Genomic DNA, 21614 nt, shown 5'->3' on the forward strand with positions numbered 1-21614 from the left:
GCCGCCGTCCCGCCGTCCCGCCGTTCGGCCCGCGTGCCGCCGTCCCGCCGTCCCGCCGTTCGGCCCGCGTCGCGGCGCGGTCAGGACACCAGGGTCTGGTCCTCCAGCTCCGTCAGGGTGACGGTGCACAGGCCGCCGCGCTCGGTCCTGACGTCGGTCACCGCGAGCTGGGTGCCCGGGAGGAGGAGGAACTCCTCCTCGCCGGTGAAGGCGGAGAAGTCGCGGATGCCCGTGGCACGCAGCGGGCGCACCTCGAACAGGGTGCGCTTGCCGCGGCTGCCGAGGAAGGAACGGGCCACGCCGACCTCGGAAGTGCAGGAGGAGACGCCCCACCAGGTCACCGTGCGGCCGAGCGGGTACTGGCCGCGCAGGTCCAGCGGCACGCCGCGCCAGAGCGGCTCGGTGCGGGCCGGGAGCCCGGACACTGCCGAGAACAGCAGGCGCAGGTACGGCAGGTACGGGACGAGACGGTCGCGGTCGGGGGAGCGCAGGACGGCGTTGATCTCCCGGTAGAACGCGGACTCGCAGGTGTAGAGGTACAGCGCGGCGATCGCGTCCGCGGACAGGCCGACCGCCGCCGCCGCGTCCGCCTGCCGCTTGCCGAACTCGTACGAGCGCGTGACGTGGTGGTCCAGGCCGCGCAGCAGCCCGGCGACCGGCGCCACGGCGTCCCGGAAGTCCATCAGCGGGGTGTCGAAAACACCGGTGATCGGCGGGAGTTCGAGACCCTCGTCCTTGACGCTGGCGAGGCGCTCCAGGTAGAGCTGGTGCAGCTCCATGGTGGACGCGATGAAGGCGCCCATCCGGTCGGCGAGACCGTCGTCCGCGCCGCCGTCCTCGTCCGCGCGCTCGTTCCAGCCCTTGCTGGGGAGCCAGTCGATCTCGTCCGCGCCCAGCGAGGCGAGGGCCGCGTTGACCGTGCCGAAGTGCTCGTCGTCGCAGAAGATGTCGCCCTGCGCCGCCGGGTTGGCGTGGTCGATGTGCCGGACCTCGACGTCCGGGTACTTCTCCTGGAGCCGCAGCACGACCTTCTTCAGGTTGCGCGCGTGCGCCCCCCACCAGGCGAAGACGACCCCGCGGTCCTCCTCGTCCGCGTTCTGCTTGGCCCGCAGGATCTCCTCGACGATCCGCTCGGCGGTCGGCCGCCAGAAGGCGGTGTGCCGGTCGGTGCCTATCGCGCCGTCGCCGCTGGCGGTGAGCGCCGCGTTCAGCAGCAGGACGCCCTGCGTCAGCATCGCCTGGAACCACTCCGGCGGCTGGACGGTGTCGTGCTTCCTGAGCAGCGCCCGGATGTCGGCGATCGGGGTCTTCTTGGGGATGCCGTACTTCCACATCGCCGCGGCCTTGATGATGCAGCGGATGCTGACCACCCGGCCGAACTGGCTGTCCTTCCAGTCGTGGAAGGTGTTGTCGAACATGGCGATGCCGGTGGCGCTCTCCGGCCGCGGGTACGGGTTCTGGCCGAAGATCACGACCTTCCACTTGTGCGGCGCGTGGGGCTTGAGCGCCTGGAAGGTGAGCTCGCGGACGGGGACGACCTCCGGGCCGCGGCCCGGGCCGATGAACGAGGCCGCGTCCGGCTGCGCCTCGATGACGGGCTTCAGCAGTGGGAGCCACGGCTCGCCGCCGCCCTTGAACAGCTCCGCGAGCGCCAGCGGGTCGTTCGGGTCGGGGGTGGCGGGAGTGGTGGTCTCGGTCATGGGAGGGCTCCGAACTGTCGAACCGTCGTGATGGGGCCGATCGTAGGAACCCCGACTGACAACGCCGGTCCGTGACGGTCCGTGAGGAGTCGCCGGGCGGGTTCTGTCAGTGGAGCCACGTAGCGTTCCGATCCGTAGCCGAGACCTCTTCCGATCGGAGTGGAGCATGACCGTGGACCGCGAGCCGACGCCGCTGAGCGTGGTGCTGACCGACCTCAACGCCGACGTGGTGGAGGCGTGGCGGGCGGCCTTCGCCGACACCCCCGGGATCGAGATCCGCCAGGGCTCGATCCTCGACACCCGGGTCGACGCCTGGGTCACCCCCACCAACTCCCGCGGCCGGATGGACGGCGGGGTGGACGCGGTCATCAAGCGGCACCTGGGCGCCGGCGTCCAGCTGCGCGTGCAGCGCCGGATCCGGGACCGCTTCGCGGGCACGCTCCCGGTGGGCAGCGCGGTCTGCGTGCCCTCCGGCGCGACGAGCCCGAAGTTCCTGATCTCCGCGCCGACCATGGAGAGCTCCTCCCAGGACGTCAGCGCGACCCTGAACGTGGCGCTGGCGAGCGCCGCCGCGTTCCAGGCGATCCACCGGCAGAACCGGGAGGCGCCCGGCAGCATCACCTCGGTGGCGCTGGTCGGCATGGGCGCCCGCACCGGCCGGGTGCCGGCCCGGGTCTGCGCCAACCTGATGTGGTCGGGCCACACCCTCTTCCACGACCACGAGTTCGAGGACTACGACGACCTGCGCGCCACGATCGTCGCCCAGCTCGACGACCTGGAGAAGGCCCCGGCCGGGAAGCCGGCCCGGATAGCCCCGCCCGCGCGCCGCACCTCCCGCCGCTGAGGAGGTCCGCTGACAGGGGCCGCCGAGAGGGCCCGCTGATAAGGCCCACTGACAGGTCCGCCGAGAAGACCGGTGCCGGGCGGCCGGCGGAGCCGTGCGGGCCCGCACGATGGCAGGATGCTTGCGGGCGTCAACGTGGCCGCCCGAGGCAGCGCGGTGCCCGGAGCGACCGCGGGAAGTGGAGCAGGCCGATGGCCCGCAGGAAGCACCATGTGGCGGTCCTCGTGCTGGAGGGGGCGAAACCGCTGGACGTGGGCATCCCCGCGCAGGTCTTCTCCAGCCGGCCGAGCATGCCGTACACGGTGCGGGCCTGCGGGGCGGCGCCCGGGCTGGTGACCGGCGGCGACGGCCTCGCGTACCACGTGGCCGAGGGCCTGTCGGCGCTGAGACAGGCGGACACGGTCTTCGTCCCCGGGTACCGCGACCCGGTGACCACCGAGCCGCCCGCGGCCGTCGTCGCGGCGCTGATCGCCGCCCATGAGCGCGGGGCCCGCCTGGCGGCCATCTCCACCGGGGCGTTCGCGCTGGCGGCCACGGGCCTGCTGGACGGCAAGAAGGCGACCACCCACTGGCACTACGCGAAGGCGCTGGCCGAGCGCCACCCCCGGGTGCTCGTGGACGAGAACGTGCTGTTCGTGGACGAGGGCGACGTGCTGACCTCGGCGGGCGCGGCCTCCGGCATCGACCTGTGCCTGCACCTGGTGCGGCGCGACCACGGGGTCGGGCTCTCCAACCACGTGGCCCGACGGCTGGTGGCGGCGCCGTACCGCAGCGGCGGGCAGGCGCAGTACGTGCCGCGCAGCGTGCCCGAGCCGCTGGGCGACCTGTTCGCGAGCACCCGGGAGTGGGCGCTGGAGCACCTCGCCGAACCGCTCACCCTGGAGGCGCTGGCCCGCAACGCCCGGGTCTCGGCGCGCACCTTCTCCCGGCGGTTCGTCGAGGACACCGGCTACACGCCGATGCAGTGGGTGCTGCGGGCGCGCGTGGACCTGGCCCGTGAGCTGCTGGAACGCACCGATCTGGGGGTGGAGCAGATCGCCGACCGGGTGGGGCTGGGCACCGGCGCCAACCTGCGTCTGCACTTCCACCGGGTCCTCGGTACGTCGCCCACGGAGTACCGGCACACCTTCGCGCGTCCACCCGTGTAGGAGGGGTGCGTCCACCCGTGTAGGAGGGGTACGAAGGGGGTGGCGAGATCCTTGCGTTCGATGGCGAGGAGTCTGGCGGGATCCTTGCGCACCATGGCAATCGGGCCCCTGTCCGGCCCGTACCCCGCTCCCGATCATTGAGGACGTAACGCAACGGGAGTCAACGGGAGCCGCAATGACCCGCATCGCCATCAACGGTTTCGGCCGCATCGGTCGCAACAGCCTCCGCGCCCTGGTGGGCCGTGGCAGCGACCTCGAGGTCGTCGCCGTCAACGACCTCACCGCGACCGACGCGCTCGCCCACCTGCTGAAGTACGACAGCGCGCTCGGCCGCTTCAAGAGCACGGTCGAGGTCGACGGTGACGAGCTCGTGGTCGACGGCCGCCGGATCAAGGTGCTTGCCGAGCGCGACCCCGAGAACCTGCCCTGGGCCGAGCTCGGCGTCGACATCGTGCTGGAGTCGACCGGCCGCTTCACCTCCGCCGAGGCCGCCCGCGCCCACCTCAAGGCCGGCGCCAAGCGGGTCCTGGTCAGCGCCCCGTCCGACGGCGCCGACGTCACGCTTGCCTACGGTGTGAACACCGACGAGTACGACCCGGCCGAGCACGTGATCGTCTCCAACGCCTCCTGCACCACCAACGCGCTGGCCCCGCTGGCCGCCGTGCTGGACGAGCTGGCCGGCATCGAGCACGGCTTCATGACCACCGTGCACGCCTACACCCAGGAGCAGAACCTCCAGGACGGCCCGCACCGCGACATGCGCCGCGCCCGCGCCGCCGGCGTCAACATCGTGCCGACCACCACCGGCGCCGCCAAGGCGATCGGCCTGGTCCTGCCGCAGCTCGACGGCAAGCTCTCCGGCGACTCGATCCGCGTGCCCGTCCCGGTCGGCTCGATCGTCGAGCTGAACACCACGGTCGAGCGCGAGGTCACCCGCGACGAGGTGCTCGCCGCCTACCGCGCCGCCGCCGACGGCCCGCTCAAGGGCATCCTCGACTACGCCGACGAGCCGCTGGTCTCCGGCGACATCACCGGCGAGGCCGCCTCGTCGATCTTCGACGCCGCCCTCACCCGGGTCGACGGCAAGCACGTCAAGGTCGTCGCCTGGTACGACAACGAGTGGGGCTTCTCCAACCGCGTGATCGACACCCTGGAGCTGCTCGCCCGCAGCTGAACCACCCGCTGAACCCCCTCACGTCGAACCCCCGTCCGCCGGTGACCACCACCGGCGGGCGGGGGTCGCGCCGTACCCGCCGCGGCAGTGGGTTCGCCGCGGTCCTCCGCCCTCCCGGTCCTCCGCCCGCCCGGGCGTGACCGGAGGCCCGCGGCCGGCCGGCGGCGCGCCCCGCCGGGCCGGTCCGCCCGGTGACTGAACGCGGCCCGGCCGGGTACCCGCCGGAGGGTTCCCACCCGGAGCGGCCGGCGGAGGAGGACACCATGGCCCAGGAGACCGCGACGGACCGGCAGCCCGCCACGGACCAGGAACCCGACGGGCAGCGGCTGCCGTACGACCACACCCAGGCGATCCTGGAGGCCGCCAAGCGGATCGGCTCCCTGCTGAAGGCCAAGGGCCACCCCTTCGCGCTGGCCGGCGGGGTGGCGGCGTACGCCCACGGCGCCGCCGTCCGGCTCCAGCACGACGCCGACTTCTGCGTCCGCCACGAGGACGCGGACGCGGTGACCCGCACCCTGCGGGAGGCCGGGCTGCAGGTGTACCTGCCCCCGGAGGACTGGCTGATCAAGGCCCGCTGCCTGGGCCAGGACGTCGACCTGATCCTGGTCCTCGCCAAGCGGCCGGTCACCTCCGAACTGCTGGACCGGGCCGAGGTGCTGCCGGTCGACTCCGTGCACATGCCGGTGCTCGCCGCGACCGACCTGGTCAGCAGCCTGCTCGCGGCGTTCTCCGAGCACCACTGCGACTTCGGCGCCGCGCTGTCGGTGGTGCGGCCGCTGCGGGAGAAGATCGACTGGCGGCGGGTGCGCGCCGAACGCGGGGAGGCCCCGATGCCGGCGGCCTTCCTCTACCTGCTGGAACGGCTCCAGGTGATCGACCCCGAGGACTCCGGGAGCCCGGCCTCCGGGAGCCCCGCCTCCGGCAGCCCCGCCGAGGCCCGGCGATGAGCGCGACCGAGGACACCGAGTACCGGGTCGCCCACCTGCGCGAGCGCCTCGCCGCCGACGAGGTCGGCGAACTGGCCCTGCGGATCGAGCTGCACGGCTCCCACGTCACCGTGCGCGGCACCGTGCCCACCGCCGAGCGCCGGGCGGCGGTGGAGCGGATCGTCGCCCAGGTGCTGGACGGGCTGGTGGTGCACACCGACATCGCGCTCGCCGACACGCGCCCGCCCGAGGACGCCGAGGACCTGCCGTGATCCGGGTCGCCGCCGTCGGGGACGTCCACCTCGGCCCGGACAGCCGGGGCCTGCTGCGCCCCGCCTTCGCCGGTCTGGGGGAGCGGGCCGACCTGCTGCTGCTGGCCGGTGACCTCACCCGGCACGGCACCGCGGAGGAGGCCGCCGTGGTGGCCGAGGAGGTCGCCGGGCTGCCGGTACCGGTGGTCGCCGTGCTCGGCAACCACGACTACGACGCCGGCGGCCCCGAGGAGGTCGGCCGGATCCTCGCCGAGGGCGGCGTACGGGTGCTGGAGCGCAGCACGGCGACCGTCCCGGTGGGCGGCCGGCTGGTCGGCGTCGCCGGGACGAAGGGCTTCGGCGGCGGGTTCGCAGGCCGCAGCGGCGGTGAGTTCGGCGAGCCCGAGATGAAGGCCTTCATGCGGCACACCCGGGAGTGCGCGGACGGGCTGCGCGCCGGGCTCGACCGGCTCGCACGCGAGGGGTGCGCCGTGCGGATCGCGCTGCTGCACTTCTCGCCGGTGCCCGACACCCTTGCCGGGGAGCCGCCGGAGATCTACCCCTTCCTGGGCAGCTACCTGCTCGCCGAGGCGATCGACGGGGCCGGCGCGGACCTGGCCGTCCACGGTCACGCCCACCTCGGCACCGAACGCGGCCTCACCGCCTGCGGGGTACGGGTGCGCAACGTGGCGCAGCCGGTCATCGGCCGCGCGTACGCCGTGTACCACCTGCACGGCGACGGTGCCCCGTAACGTCCCTCTGTTCGTCGTTCGTGGGGGGTGGGCCTCGTCGAGCGGCTTACCGGGCCGGGACGGGTGAAACCTCGTGGCCGTTTCGCCCGGCGCGCGCCGGGTAGCCGGAGTGGACGCGGGCGCCCGCGCGGCGCCCCGACCGCCGGAGGAGGACCACCATGGACGACACACCCCAGGGCGGCGCCGGCGGCGTCCCCCTGCACCACGACGGGCCGCACCACGACGAGGCGCACCACGACGACGGCCGGGCCGGGCGGCAAACCCACGGCCGGGCCGACGCGGCCGCCGAGGAGGCCCGTACGGTCCGGGCCGGCGTGACCGTCGCCCGGCAGAAGGCCGAGCCGGACCCGGCCGAGCCCGATCCCCCCGCGGAAACCTCCGAGGACTGAGCGCGGATGCCTGCCCGGCGCGGGCCGGTACGGGCCCGCGGGCCGCTGTCGGAGGCCGTACTCGCCCTGCTGACCGCCGGGCCGCCCGGTGCGGCCCGGCTGCTCGTGCCGCCCGGTGTCGGGGCCGATCCGTGGGGTGAGGACCACCAGTTCGCGCTGCATCTCTGTTACGAACTCCATGACCGCGGCCTGCCCGGGGTCGGTCCCGCCTGGGAGTGGGATCCCGAACTGCTGAGGTTTCGGCGGGATTTGGAGCAACCTTTCCTGGCCGCGGTGCGCGCTGAGGCGGAGCCCGTCCGCCCGCTGGGGGAGGCGCTGGAGCGGCTGCTCGTGGAGCCCGCCGACGGCAGCGGGCCGTCGCACTTCCTGCTCGCCGAGGGCGAGCGCCGGCACGTCCGCGAGTATGTGGTGCACCGCTCGGTCTACCACCTGAAGGAGGCCGATCCCCAGCTCTGGATGCTGCCCCGGATCCACGGCCCGGCCCAGGCGGTGCTGATGGCGATCGTCTACGACGAGTACGGCGCGGGGCGCCCGGACCGGGCGCACGCGTTGCTGTTCGCCCGGATGATGGCCGACCTCGGCCTCGATCCCGGCTACGGGTACCACCTCGACCTGGTCCCGGCGCCCGCGCTGGCGGTGGTCAACCTGATGACGCTGTTCGGTCTGCACCGTGCCCTGCGCGGCGCCGCCGTCGGGCACTTCGCCACCGTCGAGATCACCTCCTCGCCCGGCTCCGCCCGTCTCGCGACCGCCCTGGAACGCCTCGGCGCCGGCCCGGACGGCACGCTGTTCTACCGCGAGCACATCGAGGCCGACGCCGTGCACGAGCAACTGGTCCGGCGCGGGGTGATCGAGGAGCTCATCGCCGCCGAGCCGGAGTTGGAGGGTGATGTGGCGTTCGGCATCGCCGCCGCCGAGGTGGTGGACGGCCGGTTCGCCGACCACCTGCTCACCCACTGGAGGGCCGGCCGCAGTTCGCTGCGCCGCCCCCTGCCGGACTGGGCCGGGGCCGGCGACGCCCACCCGCCGGCCGGCGGGTCGCGGTAGATCCGGCGGACGCCGGCCACTGCCGTCCGGCGGCCCGGGAGCGCCGGACCCGCCCGCGCCACCGGACCCGCCCGGGCGGTTGCCCCCGACCGGCCCGGGTAGACGCCCGGCATGGAGCACATCGGCCCTCCACCGCGCGACGACCGGTCCCCCGACGACCCGGACGCCTACGACCTGTGCGACCACTGCGGTGCGGTCGTGCCGGACGTCGACCTGCTCGGGGCACTGGTCCCGGACTCCTCGGCGCTGCACGTCTCCGACCCCGGTCTGGACGGCAAGCGGGTCCTGACGGCCTGCTCGGTGGACCACCTGGCCGAGCTGGTCGACCACTACCGCCGCCGCCCGTTCGTCCCGGTGGAGCAGTGGGCGGCCAAGGTCTGCCGCACGCTCTCGGAGTACGACGACCCCGTCCCGATCGACCGGGTGGCCGAGTTGAGCGGCATCTCCGAGCAGCAGGCCCGCGAGGGCGTCGAGTGGCACAACGCCCGGGCCCGCGAGTGGCGGGCGCGCTACGGCGACGACCCCGGGCCCGCCCCGGACCCCGGTGGCCCTCGCTGACCCTCGCCGCCCCGGTGCGGGCCCGCGCGCGAACGGCCGGTCGAGCGTCCCCACCTGGCCCGCGTCCGCCCCGGGCACGGCGGGCAACCGGGAGAAGCCGGGCCGTGTGGAACGGTCCGGACCGGGTAACCGCGCGGCATGCGAGTACGCCACCCCGCCGACCGGGAAGGTGGCGGCCGCGGTTTCGAGCGCCTCGCGGAGGCCGCGTCGAACTTCACCGCCTCCCGCACCTTCTCCCTGTTCTGCTTCGCCCTGGTGGCCGGCTTCATCGCCGTCCACGTCGCGGGCCTGGGCCTGCACTGGCAGCTGATCGTCGCGGACACCATGACCGCCGTCACGCTGCTCCTGCTCGCCCTGCTGAAGAACTCCGAGCGCCGCGCCGAGCACGCCATCCAGCGCAAGCTCGACGCCCTGGCGACCGCCCTGCTGGAGGAGAAGGAGGGTGAGGACCGCGACGCCCGCAAGGTCCTGGACGACGCCATCGGCATGGACGAGGAGCTGTAGCGGCGGGTCGGAGGGTCGGCGGGTCGGCCGGTCGGTCAGGCGGATCAGCCTGCCGAACCCGGCGCGAGGAGCCGATGAGGAGCGCGCGAGAAGGGGATGGAGAGGGGGCCCGGACAGCATGGTGGAGCGACTCGAACGGACGGGTCGAACCCCACTAGGAGGTCACATGACCAGGACCCTCACCTCCCTCGGCGACCGGATGCTGGGCGCCCTGCTGAAGCAGAAGCAGGCCGGCGCCTGCGTGCCGCCGGACTACTGCGGCGTCGTCGCGTGCAACTCGCGCGGCGGCTACTGCTCCGGCGGCTGGTGGTGGCAGCCGATGTGCAGCGGCTACTACAACTGCCAGGGCGTCTGCAAGGGCGTCGGCGGCTTCCAGTACAACAAGAAGGTCGCGTACGGCTGCTGACGATGTGTCGGGCGGGGGCCGCGTTTCGCCGGCGGCCCCCGCCCCCGTCGCCTTCAGCCAGCCCAGAGAGGAACCGACATGCTCACCGCCCTCATCGCCCTCGCCGTGGTGCTCGGCATCGCCACCGCGGCCAACCTCGTCCTCACCTTCGCCGTCATCCGCAGGCTGCGGGCACTGGAGGAGGGCGGTACGGGCGCCCCCGCCGCCCTGCCTGCGGTCGGCACCCCCGTCGGCGAGTTCAGCGCCGTCACGATCTCCGGGCAGGAGGTCACCCGGGCCGACGTGACCGCCGGCGACGCCTTCGCCGGCTTCGTGATGGTCGGCTGCACGCCCTGCGGCGCCCTGCTGGAGTCGCTGGCCGCCGGCGCCGCCACCGGCTCCGACGACCCGCTCTTCTTCGTCGTCGGCGACCCGGAGAACCCGGAGACCCGCCGGATGACCGCCACCCTCGCCCCCGTCGGCCGGGTCGCCGTCGTCGCCGAGAAGTCCCCGGCCACCGCCGCCTTCGGCCACATCAGCGCCTTCCCGACGCTGCTCAGGATCGAGGACGGCCTCATCGCCGCCGCCGGCCACGACCTGGACGAGGTGGTGCCCGCCTCGGCGCGCCGCGCCGCGGCCGACCGCCCGGCCCTGGTCGGGGAATCGGTGTGACCACGGCCCTCACCGGGCGGGTCGGGGCCGCCGCCGCGGCCCTGCGCCTCGGCTGGCGGGCCTCGCCCGGAGGGGTCCTGCTCCAGCTGCTGCTCGCCCTGCTCACCGGGGTGCTCCCGGCCGCGATGGCCTACGTCACCAAGCTGCTCGTCGACGACCTCGCCGGCGCGGACGGCGCCGGCGCCGGCGACGGCACCCGGGTGGCGTGGCTCGCGGCCGCGGGCGCGGCCCTCGCCGGGGCGACCGCCGTGCTCAACCACGTCACCGCGCTGCTCACCGCCGTCCTCGGCCGGGCCGTCAACATCGAGGTGCAGGACCGGCTGTACGAACGGGTCAACGCCTACCGCGGGCTGCGCCCGTTCGAGGACCCGGCCACCCAGGACCGCATCCGCCTCGCCGAGACCGCCTCCCAGGGAGCACCGCACGACGTGCTCGACTTCCTGCTCGACACGGTCCGCAGCACCACGACGATCGCCGGGTTCCTCGGCACCGTGCTGGTGTTCTGGCCGCCGATGGGCGCGCTGCTCGTCCTGTGCGTCGCGGTCTCCGTCGCCGGGCACCTGCGCACCTCCCGGGGGATGGCCGACACCGCCGCCGCCGTGGTGCCCGCCCTGCGGCGGCAGTTCTTCTACCGGATGCTGCTCACCGACCCCCGGGCCGCCAAGGAGATCCGCCTCTTCGGCACCGGGCCGCTGTTCCGCCGGCGCGCCCTCGACGGGCTGCGCGAGACGTCCGGCGCCGGCCTCACGGCTCTGCGGCGCAGCGTCCTCGTCCAGTCGGCGCTGGCGCTGCTCACCGCGGCCGTCGCCGGCACCGCCGCCGTCGTCGTGGCCCGGCAGGTGCTCGCCGGCCGGATCACCCTCGGCGACATGACCCTGTTCACCGCCGCGGTGGCCGCCGTGCAGGGCGCGCTGTCCTCGATCGTGATGCAACTCGGGCGCGCGGAGGAGGCGTTGCGGCTCTTCGGCCACTACCTGGCGCTGATCCGGTCGCCCGCCGACCTGCCCGACGGCACCCACGTACCGGAGCCGCTGCGCGAGGGCATCACCTTCGAGGACGTCTGGTTCCGCTACACCCCGGACGCCCCCTGGGCGCTGCGCGGGGTCGACCTGCACCTCCCGCACGGCCGCGCCGTCGGCCTGGTCGGCGTCAACGGCGCCGGCAAGAGCACGCTGGTCAAGCTGCTCTGCCGGTTCTACGACCCCGACCGCGGGCGCATCCTCTGGGACGGCGTCGACATCCGCACCATGCCCGTCGACGAGCTGCGGCGCAGGATCGGCGCGACCTTCCAGGACTTCATGACCTACGACCTGACCGCCGCCGAGAACATCGGCCTGGGCGACCCCGGGCACCGCGAGGACCTCGACCGGATCCGGACCGCCGCCGCCCGCGCCGGCATCGACGGCGCCCTGGAGCGCCTGCCCCGCGGCTACCGCACCCTGCTCAGCCGCACCTTCAGCGACGAGGACGAGACCAACGGCGTCGTCCTCTCCGGCGGCCAGTGGCAGCGCGTCGCCCTCGCCCGCTCGCTGATGCGCGAGGACGCCGAACTGCTCATCCTGGACGAGCCCAGCTCCGGCCTCGACGCGCTCGCCGAACGCGAGGTCCACCAGGCGCTGCGCCGCCACCGCGCCGGCCGCACCAGCCTGCTGATCTCGCACCGGCTCGCCGCGCTGCGGGAGGCCGACCTGATCGTGGTGCTCCTGGAGGGGCGGGTCGTGGAACGCGGCGGCCATGAGGAGCTGGTGGCCCTCGACGGCCGGTACGCGGAGCTGTTCGCCGCCCAGGCCGAGGGCTACCGCGAGGACGGCGGTCAGGGACCGGTGAAGCCGCCCGCCCGGGCCGAGCACGAGCACGAGGGCCCGGCCCAGGCCCTGGCCCGGGCCGAGGCAGGAGGAGCGCGATGAACATCCCGACCGCACTGGCCGTCGGCGCCGGCACGCTCGCCGGGGCCGTGGCGACGGGGCTGCTGCTGCGCCGCTCGTACGAGCTGATCGTGGTGGAGGGGAGCAGCATGGAGCCCACCCTGAGCGACGGCGACCGGGTGCTGGTGCGCCGGACCCGGGTGTTCCGCCGCGGTGACGTGGTGGTCATCCCGTACCCGGACGGGGCGCGGCGGACGCAGGACACGCCCTGGCTGGTGAAGCGGGTCCGCGGGGTGGCGGGCGATCCGGCCGCGGACGGCTGCCCGGCGGTGCCGTCCGGGCACCTGGCGGTGCTGGGGGACAACCCGCGCAGCCTGGACTCGCGGAGCTTCGGCACCGTCCCGAGCGGCACCGCGCTGGGGATCGCCGTCCGCCGGATGTCCCGCGACGGGCGGCCCGCGCGGTCGCTGAAGCGGCCGGGTCGCCGGAGCGGTGACGCCGAGGTGCACGGTTCGGGGAGGACCGCATGACGATGCTGCAACTGGCCGCCCGCGCCCTGCTGGTGGTGGTCTTCGGCGCCGCCCTGGTCAGCAAGGCGCGCAGCCGCGCCGCGCTGGCCGCGTTCGCCGCCGACCTGGCGGACTTCCGCTGGCTGCCGGCCGGCCTGCGCCGGCCGACCGCCGTCGGGGTGATCGCCGCCGAGGTGGCGACCGTGGCCCTGCTGGTCGCCGTCCGGCAGGCCGGCGCAGCCGTCACGCTGGTCCTGCTGGCCGGGTTCACCGCCGCCACCCTGCAGGCCGGACGGGCGGCGGACTGCCGGTGCTTCGGCGTGGCGAAGCCCGCCGCGGGCGGCAGTGCCACGGGCTTCGTCCTGCGCAACTGCCTGCTCGCCGCCGGGGCGATCGCCGTGGCACTGGCCCCCGACGGCGAGGTGGCCCCCGCCCTGGCCGCGGCCGCCCTCGCCCTGGGTGCGGTGGCGGGCGCGGCGATCGTCCGGTGGGACGACCTGGCGTACCTGTTCCGGGGGCCCGCCACGGCCAGGCGGCCGTGACCCTCGGGACGGGTGGCCCGTCAGCGGGCGGAGGGCCGGTGGTGCGCGTGGGTGCGCGCCGGGTGGCGGCAGAGGCGGGAGAGCCGCGAGACGCAGGACTGGGTGTGCCGGCGCGGGCTGAGCAGCGCCGGGTCGCCGCGCAGCACCGCGCCCTCCAGCTCCGCCAGGGCGGGCCCCGGGTCCAGCCCGAACTCGTCCGCCAGCAGCGCCCGGACCCGGCGGGCGGTGGCCAGCGCGTCGGTCTGCCGGCCGCTGCGGTACAGCGCGAGGACCAGCCGCTCCACCAGACGCTCGCGGGCGGGGTAGCGGTCCACCAGGGCCGTCAGTTCGGGGACCAGCTCCTGGTGGCGGCCCGCGCCGAGCTCGATGTCCGCCAGCAACTCGTAGGCGGAGAAGCGTTCCTCCTCCAGCCGGGCCCGGAACGGCTCCACGAACGGCGCGTCGATCCCGGTGAGCGCCGCACCGCGCCACAGGTCGAGCCCCGCCCGTAAGTGCCGGACCGCCGCCGTGTGGTCGCCGAGTGCGCTGAGCCGCCGCGCCTCCCCGACCTCCCGGCAGAAGTCCACGGTGTCGAGGTCGTGCCGGCCGACCGACAGCCGGTAGCCGCCCGCCAGCGAGGCGAGCGGGCCTGCGTCGTCCCCCGGCCCCGGGGCGGCCCCCGTCCCGTCCCCGGCCCCGGTACCGCCCCCCGGGAGGAGCTTGCGCAGCGCCGATACGGCGGTGTGCACCTGGCCGCGGGCACTGCGCGGCGGGCGCTCGCCCCACAGCGCGTCGACCAGCTGCTCGATGCAGACGTGATGGTTCGCGTTGAGCAGCAGGAAGGTCAACACCGCGCGCCGGCGCGGCCGTTCGATGGGCACGGCGATGCCCTGGTCGAACACTTCCAGCGGTCCCAGTACCGAGTAGCGCATGATCCCCCCGAACGACGCACCAAGTGGGCAGGCCGCTCGAACTCCCTTTTGATGAACGGGGATCAACGGCTTGCGACGGCGTGATACTAGGCCGTGGTCTCGGATATTGGAACCGTACGGACGAAAACTATCGGGACGGGTGTGGCGCGAGTGGCACCCGCCGTCGGGTCGTCGGCCACCGCTCCGGGGCGGCGGGTCACTCTCCGAGCCTGGCCCGGATCGCCGGGAGGTGCGTCTTCACCCGCGCGTGCGCCGCCTGCCCGTCCGCGGTGGGGCGGAGGCGGCCGTCCCGGTCCCGGGTCACCAGCTGTCGGGCGAGGAGGGCGTCGGCGTCCGCCGGGAGGTTGTCCCCGGGCAGCAGGAACTCCCCGAGCACGGTGGCGAGTTCATCCACGGTGCGGCCCGGTGCGTCGGCGCCCAGGTCGTCGGGGCTGAGGTAGCGCAGCATCCAGTACTGGGGCTGGGTGAGCCCCAGGGCGGCCAGCTCGTGACGGATCCGGGCGATGCGTTCCGTGGGTTCGGCGGTCATGCGATCACTGTGCGACCTCAACCCGGCTTGAAGTCAACAGACGGGCGGGCGAAGCCCCTCGACATATCCATCTACCCACCAGGGGCGAGCACGCGCACCCCGGAGCGGCCGCCGTCGGTGGGCGCGTCAACTCCCCACGCTGTGCTGCCAGTCGGTTTCGCTCCGGATGCGACGGCGGCCGATCGGGAGGACGGTGGAAGGGAGGACGGCGACGCCGCCCCCGGCCCGAACCCCGCCGGGGCGGTGCGGTCGCCGTCGTGGCCGCGCCCGCACGGACGGAAGGGACGGGGGCGTGAGAACGATGGCCGAGAAGGTCTACAGCATCATCGAGGTGGCGCAACAGGACGGGAAGTGGGGGTACTCGGACATCAACTTCTCCGCGGAAGGGCCGGTGTCGGCGGACCCCGGCGCGGACGGTCCACGCGCGAACGGTACCCGCGCGGACGGCACCGGGCCGGGGTGGCGGCAGATCAGCCCGGTGGCGATCGCGGGCAGCGGCCTGGCGGCCGCGGGATCCGCCGAGGACCAGCGGCGGGTCTACTACCAGGAGCGTGACCGCAGCCTCGTCGGCGTGGCGTACGACCCGTCCTCGCCGGACGGCCGCTGGGCCGGGTACCGCGTCTTCACCCGCGAGACCGGCGCCCCGACCGCCGACGTGGGCAGCGCGGTGGCCGTGACCGGCCGGCTGGGCGGTCTGCGGGTCTACTACCTCGACGGCGGGGACGAGGACGGCCGTCGCCCGGTGCGGCTGGCGGAGCGGGGACGGGAGTGGACGTACAGCGTGTGCCCCGACGCGCCGCAGGGGTCCCTGATCAGCCCGCTGGCCGCCGTCACCACCGACGCGGGCGAGTACGCCTACTACCTGGACGCGTGGGGCCACCTCGTCGAGGCGGCGTGGCGCGGCGAGGAGGGCTGGTCGGTCTGCGACGTGACCGCCGGTGTCGAGGGCTGCCCGACGCCGTCCCCGCTGAGCCGGCTCACGGCCGTCGGCTGCGGGGGCGATTCCCGCCTCGTGTACTTCCTCGACGGGTCCGACCGGCCCGTCCAACTGGAGCACACGGTGATCGAGGGCACGAAGAAGAGCCCCGAAGGGGGCGTGGAGTGGCAGCTGTGCGAGCTCGCCGCGTACGGTGCCCCGGCCGCCGCGGCGGGCACCCTGCCGGCGGTGGTGCTCACCGGCGACGACCGTCCACGGCTCTACTACCTGGATGCCGACCGGATGGTCGTCGAGGTGGGGTTCAACGGCCGTGGGTGGCGGGTCGACCGTGCGGGGGCGGACGCCGACGAGGGCGCGGGTGCTCCCGTGGCGGCCGGCGGCAGTTCCCTGGCCGCCGTGCCCGGCGCCGACGGTTCGGCGGCCCAGGTGTTCTACCTGGGCGCGGCCGACCCGGACGGCGGCCCGGGGGAGGGCGACCACGACCTGATCGAACTGCGGGGGGCCGGGGCCGGGTGGACCTCCCGCAACCTGGGCGTCGAGCTGAACCTCCCCGACGTCGCCACCGACGTGCCCAGCCCGTTCGCCGCCATCCGCACCAGCGGCCCGCGTGTCTACTACACCAGCGTGGAGTAGCCGACGCCGCGGGTCGCCGGCCCGCACGCGCACAGCCACGTACGTGCGAAGGAGCCACCCATGCGCATGAACGACACCTACCGGGACGCCCTGAGCGGAACGCTCGTGTCCGTGAACAGTGGCAGCCGGACCAGCATGACGGTCACCAACGCCACCCCGGTGCACCTACTGGTGTACTGGGTCGGCCTCGACGGCCTGCTGTGCGGCCGCAACCCGCGGACCCAGAGGTTCACCGCCGGCCACGCGGGCCAGGTCCTGGACCCCGGAGCGACCGCGACCTGGACCAACGTCGACCGCACCTACCGCTTCGTCGCCAAGGCCGGGTACTCGGGCGCCTTCGCGGCGGTCTGGGGGGTCGACGGGGACAACGCCGCCGTCACCCTCACCGGCCGTGACCTGCTGGACCCGGACGACATCGGCGAGCCCCCGGCGCCCACCAGCGCGGTGATCGTTCCGCCGAACGGGCCGAGGGTCCTGGTCGGCGTCGGGGCGCTGCCGAACGGCAACTCCGTGACCCGCGAGCAGTTCTGGCAGCGCCTGCCGGAGTCGTACAGCCTCGCGGCGGGCGAGGAGAAGATGGTCAACTACACGCAGACGCAGGGGATGCAGGCGAGCTCGTCGGACACCAAGACCGTGTCGGCATCGGTCAGTGCGAGCGCCAGTGCGGGCTGGGGCCCGTTCAGCGCCTCCGTCAACGCCTCCCTGAGCACGTCCTCGACCAAGACCCAGCAGGTCACCGTCTCCACCCAGACGACGACCTTCACGTCGAACCACTACACCAACGAAACCTCGCACGGGCGGCTGTGCCTGTTCTGGCAACTCACGGACGTCGTCACCGTGTTCGACACCACGGGGACGCCGCTGTCCTCCGTCGTCTCCGCCAGGGGCCCGACGGTCGTCTGGGGCCCCGTCAACGTCGACGAACTCGACATCGCGAAGCCGGGCACGTCCGCCCTGAGCGTCGGCCGACCGGACCTGCCGGAGCTCGTCTCCGTACGGCCGGCGGCCGCGCCGCCCCGGCCCGCGCCCGCCGCCCGCGACGCGGTACCGGCTCCCGGTACACCCACCAGCATCCGGAGGAGATCATGACGACAGCGGGCCCCCGCCCCTTGGACGTGACCCCGGGCGGGGACTACACGGCGGTCATCGAAGTGGCACGGGAGCCGGACGGCTCGTTCCGGTGGACCAACCTCAACATCGCCGCCGGGACGGTCGTGGGCCCCGGCATCTCCAGACCCGCTCCCTCGCCCTCCCTGACCGGCGGATTCGCCGCCGTCGGATGGGGAACGGACCGTCGGCGCGTCTACTACGCGGACACCGACGGCGCCATCATCGAAATCGGGACCACCGGACACGGCTGGGAGTACCGCAACTTCACCGCCGACTTCGGCGTCCGCGTCGCCCGGTGGAACAGTCCGCTGGCCACCGGCGGGATGCGGGGCCAGTGGATGAACGTCTACTACGCGGACGAGCGCGGTCGGCTCGTGGTCATGAAGTTCCACAGCGGAGACTGGAACTTCGGCGGCAACCCCAGGCTCCCCAAGGTCGCGGAGAAGAGTCCGCTGACCGCCCTGCAGAACGGCCGGGGCCGCTTCGCCTACTACTTCGACGACCGCGACCACATCATCGAGGTGGAGGAACGAGGGGTGTCGGGGCAGGTCACCGATCTCACCAACTACGCGAGCCTCCCCCACGCGTCCCCGCTCAGCGGGCTCTCCGCCGTGGGCTGGGGGTACGACCACCGGCGCGTGTACTACACGGACCGCCAGGACAACCTCATCGAGGTGGTGGGCTTCGGGGACGACGGCGGCATGTGGAGCCACACGCTCCCCTGCAAGTCGGGCGTCAGCCAGCCCGAGCGCGGGAGTCCACTGGCGGCCGCCGTGGGCCCCGAGACCCTGGCGGGCGTCGCCCTGTGGAACGAGACGGCCGAACCGGTCTGGGCGAGTCGGGACGGCGGATGGTGGAGCCGGGAGATCCCCACCACCGTGGCCGCCAACAGCTCCGTGGCGAGCACGGTAACCGGCGACGGCCAGCCCTGGGTGTCCTACGTGGACAAGGACAACCACCTCTCCCTGTGGCGAGGGCTGCAGGAGGACTGGCAGTGGTGGGACCTGACCGCCAACCTGCACCTCCCGGCCGCCGCCACGGTGGCCACGCAGGGTCCCCTGGCCCTCGTGCACACCGAGCGAGGCCCGCGGCTCTACTACCTCACCGACGAGCCCCAGTTCTGACGGACCCGGCCCCGCACGCGGATGCGCGGCGGGCGGTGATCGGAGCTCACCATGCGCATGAACGACACCTACCAGGCGGCCCTCGACGGGACCCTCGCCTCGCCCGCCAAGGAGTCCAGGGCCCAGGTCCTCGTCTTCAACGACCTCTCGATCCCCCTGGACCTCTTCTACCTCGACCAGTCCGGCTACCTGTGCGGCTACGACCCCGGTAACGGCCACTGGACCGCGGGCATGCCCGGACTCGTCCTGGATCCCGACGGCGGCAACATCGTGATCACCGGCGACTGCTGGGCGGACAGCTACTGGGTGGCCAAGTCCCACTACTCGGGAGCGTTCGCCGCCGTCCTGCAGAACCTGCCGGGCAAGAGCACCATGACCTTTGCCGGGTCCGACCTGCTGGACCCCAACAACCTCGGGCCGATCCCCGAGCCGACCATCGACATGCTCATCCCGCAGGACGGCCCCAGCGTCCTGGTGGCCACCGGGCTCGTCCAGCACGGCGCCACGAGGCGGACCCCGGTGACGGTACCGGGGGACGAACAGGTCGGACTCGGCGTGACCGTCACCCGGGAACAGTTCTGGCACTGCACGGGGGAGTCGTACAGCCTCGCCCCCGGCGAGAGCCGGACCGTCAGCTACACGGTCACCCAGGGCAAGCAGGACAGCAGTTCGGAGTCCGACACCACCGACGCCTCCGTCGGCGTGAGCGCCAGCGCGGGCTGGGGCCCGTTCAGCGCCTCCGTCTCCGCCTCCCTCAGCGAGTCCTCCACCACCACCCAGCAACTCACCGTGTCCACCCAGACGACGTCGTTCGTCTCCAGCACCTACGCCAACCTGAGCGAGCACGCCGAGCTCAACCTCTTCTGGGAGCTGACCGACGTCGCGACCGTCTACGACGACGGCGGCCTCCCCCTCGCCTCCGTGGTCTCCGGGGAGGCCCCGTCGGTCGTCTCCGGCCCCTGGGAGATCGTGGTGGACAAGGACACGAAGCAGAGGGAACTGAAGTCGAAGGGCAGCCACGACCGGCCCGCCAAGGAGTGAGCGCCGATACCCGCGCGCCGGCCCGCCTCTCGCCCGACCGGGCTGGAGCGGCTGGGCGGCATACGTCAGCGGGCGAGGTCCGCGAGGTGGTCGAACTCGCCGGCCTTGATGCCTTGGAGGAACTTGGCGAACTTGGCCGGGGTGGTGCGGACTATGTGGTCGCCGTCGTCGGACTCGCGGATCTCTATCAGCCCGTCCAGGGCACGCACCTCGACGCACTCGTCATTTGCGCCCGAGTAGGTGGACTTCTGCCAGGCGAAGCTAGTCACGTTTGCTTTCCACTTCCTTCTTGATGGACGCGATGAAGTCGAGAGACTCTTCCTCGGGGAGGGCGGCGCCGGCGAATCGGGCGAGCAAGGACCGGAACCTCGCCAAGTGGGCCGGGGCGTCGAGGACCCGGGTACCGACACCCGTGTCCATCTGCGCAGTGTCCAGCTCGATGATCGGCCCTTCGGCATACGTGATGTTCTCGTTGGAACTGGGCATCGCACCGATGCCGAACGGGATCACCCGGACAGTGACGGTTGGCTGCTGGGAGTCGTCGATGAGTGCGCCAAGCTGCTCCGCGAGGACGGTCGGACCACTGAACTGCATGCGTAGCGCGGCTTCATGGATGAAGGCCGCATAGGGCGCTGCGCCGGATCGGATGACGCGTTGGCGCTGCATCCGGAAGGCCGTCCTGAGGTCGATCTCGTGCCGAGGCGGAGGCGGGACAGCCTGGGCGAAGACTGCGGAGGCGTAGGGGCCGGTCTGGAGCAAGCCCGGAATGAAGGCCATCGTGTAGGTCGTGAGCTTTCGCGCGTGGCTCTCGACCTCGGCGACGTCGATGAAGTCCGCCGACAGCGTTCCGCGGTACTCCTCCCACCAGCCGGGCTTCTCGCGCTCCGTGATGATGTCCGAGAGGGCGGCGATCAAGGGCTCGTTGACGCACATGCAGGCCGCAGCGATCGTGTGCAGCCGCTCGACGCTGATGCCGATCCTCCCTGCCTCCATCTGCGTGACCTGCGCGGGATTCATGCCGACGGCGCGGCCGAGCTCGCTACCGCCGAAGCCGGCCTGCTCGCGCATTCTTCGCAGCTCAGCGCCGAGTCGGCGTTGGCGGAGCGTGGGGTTCGCGCGTGGAGCCATGGCTTCCTTCCGGGGCGGGTTCGGCGTCAAGTCTGCCGCGTGGCCGACCGGACGGTCCATCCGAGGGCGGCCAGCAACACGATAGGGGGAATGTCTCGCGCTTGGGGAAAACTTGCCCCCAAGCTGGGCTATGGTCATTCCCAGGTCGATCCGACGGATCGTCAGTAATGCCTGTTCCAAGGGCAGTAGGCGCCTGCTTTCCTCGTGCCGAAGAGCAGCCACACACGGTTCAGCCAGCTCCGTCCTGGCCTGGCTCACGGCGACGCATCCGCCGATCGTCGATCGAACTCCACTGCACAACCCGCTCGGAGGTTCCCTCATGCGTGCCTGCAACCCGCCCGACTGGTCCGCCGCCCGCGAGGAGTTGCGCGACGTCCTGTCCTGGGCCGACTGGCCGGACGACCTCATCCGCGACGCCGAACTCGCCCTGCACGAGCTGTTCGTCAACGCCTGGAAGCACGGCGGCAGCGCCGCGCCCACCGTGGTCGTCGTCCTCATCGGGGGCCGTACCGTCCGCGTCTGCGTCAGCGACGACTGCCCCGTTCTCCCCGAGCCCCGGCTCTCCGCCGACCCGTACGAGGTCTCCGGCCGCGGGCTCCACCTGGTCCGCTCGCTCACCCACCGGTTCGGCGCCGACCCCCGGAAGCCGGGCAAGCGTGTCTGGTTCGAACTGGACTCCGCCGCGTGAGCCCGCCGATGAGGCTCGGTTCCGCGGGCTTCCTGGTCGCCGTCGCCTTCGCGGTGCTCTTCGCGCTCGCCCTCGCCACGGTCGTCCTCGGGGTCATCACGGCCCTGCGGATGCCCAGGACGGATGAGCCCGCCACTCCACAGCCTCAGCCCCAGCCCGACCACCGCGACCCGGCCACGCGCATACCCGCCTGATCGCGCCGAGCGCCGGGTGCCGGGCCGAGTCCCCGACCCGGCCCGGCGGCACG

26 protein-coding genes are annotated in these 21614 nt (G+C 73.4%); 21 read left to right on the forward strand and 5 right to left on the reverse strand.

What is annotated here, in order from left to right; genetic code table 11:
- Positions 1-80: 80 nt before the first annotated feature.
- Positions 81-1700, reverse strand: a complete 1620-nt coding sequence (locus ACWEQL_RS06875) for an ADP-ribosyltransferase domain-containing protein (RefSeq protein ID WP_452149123.1) — start codon at positions 1698-1700, stop codon at positions 81-83.
- Positions 1701-1866: 166 nt separating this feature from the next.
- Between ACWEQL_RS06875 and ACWEQL_RS06880 the strand changes: the two genes are divergently transcribed.
- The 15 genes from ACWEQL_RS06880 (at position 1867) to ACWEQL_RS06950 (ending at position 13266) form a co-directional block, all read left to right on the forward strand.
- Entirely contained in the window at positions 1867-2544 is a 678-nt protein-coding gene (locus ACWEQL_RS06880; protein WP_452149124.1) for a macro domain-containing protein, read from the forward strand.
- 191 nt (positions 2545-2735) lie between these two features.
- Positions 2736-3692: a GlxA family transcriptional regulator gene (locus ACWEQL_RS06885; protein WP_452149125.1), complete on the forward strand. Its 957-nt coding sequence runs from the start codon at positions 2736-2738 to the stop codon at positions 3690-3692.
- 175 nt (positions 3693-3867) lie between these two features.
- Positions 3868-4866 carry a type I glyceraldehyde-3-phosphate dehydrogenase gene (gene gap, locus ACWEQL_RS06890; RefSeq protein ID WP_452149126.1) on the forward strand — a complete coding sequence of 333 codons (999 nt, stop codon included), beginning with the start codon at positions 3868-3870 and terminating at the stop codon, positions 4864-4866.
- A 263-nt stretch (positions 4867-5129) separates the two neighbouring features.
- Entirely contained in the window at positions 5130-5813 is a 684-nt protein-coding gene (locus ACWEQL_RS06895; RefSeq protein WP_452149127.1) for a nucleotidyltransferase family protein, read from the forward strand.
- Positions 5810-6064, forward strand: coding sequence for a BON domain-containing protein (locus ACWEQL_RS06900; protein ID WP_452149128.1), 255 nt, complete (start codon positions 5810-5812; stop codon positions 6062-6064). Before ACWEQL_RS06895 ends, ACWEQL_RS06900 begins: the two co-directional genes overlap by 4 nt.
- Positions 6061-6795 (forward strand): metallophosphoesterase family protein, encoded by a 735-nt coding sequence (locus tag ACWEQL_RS06905; protein WP_452149129.1) that lies wholly within the window; start codon positions 6061-6063, stop codon positions 6793-6795. Before ACWEQL_RS06900 ends, ACWEQL_RS06905 begins: the two co-directional genes overlap by 4 nt.
- Positions 6796-6953: 158 nt before the next feature.
- Entirely contained in the window at positions 6954-7184 is a 231-nt protein-coding gene (locus ACWEQL_RS06910) for a hypothetical protein (protein ID WP_452149130.1), read from the forward strand.
- Positions 7185-7190: 6 nt separating this feature from the next.
- Positions 7191-8231 carry an iron-containing redox enzyme family protein gene (locus ACWEQL_RS06915; RefSeq protein WP_452149131.1) on the forward strand — a complete coding sequence of 347 codons (1041 nt, stop codon included), beginning with the start codon at positions 7191-7193 and terminating at the stop codon, positions 8229-8231.
- Between the two features lie 111 nt (positions 8232-8342).
- The gene (locus ACWEQL_RS06920; RefSeq protein ID WP_452149132.1) at positions 8343-8789 is read left to right on the forward strand and encodes a hypothetical protein; all 447 of its coding nucleotides are present in this window, start codon (positions 8343-8345) and stop codon (positions 8787-8789) included.
- Positions 8790-8927: 138 nt separating this feature from the next.
- Positions 8928-9293, forward strand: a complete 366-nt coding sequence (locus ACWEQL_RS06925; protein WP_452149133.1) for a low affinity iron permease family protein — start codon at positions 8928-8930, stop codon at positions 9291-9293.
- Positions 9294-9459: 166 nt separating this feature from the next.
- Positions 9460-9699 carry a hypothetical protein gene (locus ACWEQL_RS06930; RefSeq protein WP_452149134.1) on the forward strand — a complete coding sequence of 80 codons (240 nt, stop codon included), beginning with the start codon at positions 9460-9462 and terminating at the stop codon, positions 9697-9699.
- Between the two features lie 78 nt (positions 9700-9777).
- Positions 9778-10350, forward strand: coding sequence for a hypothetical protein (locus ACWEQL_RS06935; protein WP_452149135.1), 573 nt, complete (start codon positions 9778-9780; stop codon positions 10348-10350).
- Positions 10347-12257: an ABC transporter ATP-binding protein gene (locus ACWEQL_RS06940; RefSeq protein WP_452149136.1), complete on the forward strand. Its 1911-nt coding sequence runs from the start codon at positions 10347-10349 to the stop codon at positions 12255-12257. The genes ACWEQL_RS06935 and ACWEQL_RS06940 overlap by 4 nt, the downstream gene beginning before the upstream one ends.
- The gene (locus ACWEQL_RS06945; protein WP_452149137.1) at positions 12254-12745 is read left to right on the forward strand and encodes a S26 family signal peptidase; all 492 of its coding nucleotides are present in this window, start codon (positions 12254-12256) and stop codon (positions 12743-12745) included. Before ACWEQL_RS06940 ends, ACWEQL_RS06945 begins: the two co-directional genes overlap by 4 nt.
- Complete coding sequence (locus ACWEQL_RS06950; protein WP_452149138.1) at positions 12742-13266, forward strand: MauE/DoxX family redox-associated membrane protein; 525 nt, start codon at positions 12742-12744, stop codon at positions 13264-13266. Before ACWEQL_RS06945 ends, ACWEQL_RS06950 begins: the two co-directional genes overlap by 4 nt.
- Before the next feature lie 20 nt (positions 13267-13286).
- On the opposite strand, the gene ACWEQL_RS06955 is transcribed toward ACWEQL_RS06950, so the two are convergent.
- Both ACWEQL_RS06955 and ACWEQL_RS06960 read right to left on the reverse strand, forming a co-directional pair.
- A complete protein-coding gene (locus ACWEQL_RS06955) occupies positions 13287-14177 on the reverse strand; it encodes an AfsR/SARP family transcriptional regulator (protein WP_452149139.1) in 891 nt (296 codons plus the stop codon).
- 196 nt (positions 14178-14373) lie between these two features.
- Positions 14374-14706: a hypothetical protein gene (locus ACWEQL_RS06960; RefSeq protein WP_452149140.1), complete on the reverse strand. Its 333-nt coding sequence runs from the start codon at positions 14704-14706 to the stop codon at positions 14374-14376.
- Between the two features lie 292 nt (positions 14707-14998).
- Between ACWEQL_RS06960 and ACWEQL_RS06965 the strand changes: the two genes are divergently transcribed.
- The 4 genes from ACWEQL_RS06965 to ACWEQL_RS06980 are packed head-to-tail and all read left to right on the forward strand — an operon-like array spanning position 14999 to position 19551.
- Positions 14999-16276 carry a hypothetical protein gene (locus ACWEQL_RS06965; protein ID WP_452149141.1) on the forward strand — a complete coding sequence of 426 codons (1278 nt, stop codon included), beginning with the start codon at positions 14999-15001 and terminating at the stop codon, positions 16274-16276.
- Between the two features lie 60 nt (positions 16277-16336).
- Positions 16337-17365 carry a hypothetical protein gene (locus ACWEQL_RS06970; protein WP_452149142.1) on the forward strand — a complete coding sequence of 343 codons (1029 nt, stop codon included), beginning with the start codon at positions 16337-16339 and terminating at the stop codon, positions 17363-17365.
- The gene (locus ACWEQL_RS06975) at positions 17362-18510 is read left to right on the forward strand and encodes a hypothetical protein (RefSeq protein WP_452149143.1); all 1149 of its coding nucleotides are present in this window, start codon (positions 17362-17364) and stop codon (positions 18508-18510) included. The genes ACWEQL_RS06970 and ACWEQL_RS06975 overlap by 4 nt, the downstream gene beginning before the upstream one ends.
- Positions 18511-18561: 51 nt before the next feature.
- The gene (locus ACWEQL_RS06980; RefSeq protein WP_452149144.1) at positions 18562-19551 is read left to right on the forward strand and encodes a hypothetical protein; all 990 of its coding nucleotides are present in this window, start codon (positions 18562-18564) and stop codon (positions 19549-19551) included.
- Between the two features lie 65 nt (positions 19552-19616).
- On the opposite strand, the gene ACWEQL_RS06985 is transcribed toward ACWEQL_RS06980, so the two are convergent.
- Positions 19617-19820, reverse strand: a complete 204-nt coding sequence (locus ACWEQL_RS06985; RefSeq protein ID WP_452149145.1) for a DUF397 domain-containing protein — start codon at positions 19818-19820, stop codon at positions 19617-19619.
- A complete protein-coding gene (locus ACWEQL_RS06990) occupies positions 19813-21087 on the reverse strand; it encodes a helix-turn-helix domain-containing protein (protein ID WP_452149146.1) in 1275 nt (424 codons plus the stop codon). Before ACWEQL_RS06990 ends, ACWEQL_RS06985 begins: the two co-directional genes overlap by 8 nt.
- On the opposite strand from ACWEQL_RS06990, the gene ACWEQL_RS06995 reads away from it, so the two are divergent.
- Both ACWEQL_RS06995 and ACWEQL_RS07000 read left to right on the forward strand, forming a co-directional pair.
- Positions 20999-21367 (forward strand): ATP-binding protein, encoded by a 369-nt coding sequence (locus ACWEQL_RS06995; RefSeq protein ID WP_452149147.1) that lies wholly within the window; start codon positions 20999-21001, stop codon positions 21365-21367. The two genes, ACWEQL_RS06990 and ACWEQL_RS06995, sit on opposite strands and share 89 nt — an antisense overlap.
- On the forward strand, positions 21364-21561 hold the full coding sequence (locus ACWEQL_RS07000) for a hypothetical protein (protein ID WP_452149148.1): 198 nt from the start codon (positions 21364-21366) through the stop codon (positions 21559-21561). Before ACWEQL_RS06995 ends, ACWEQL_RS07000 begins: the two co-directional genes overlap by 4 nt.
- Positions 21562-21614 lie beyond the last annotated feature (53 nt).

This window comes from Kitasatospora sp. NPDC004240, assembly GCF_053603215.1.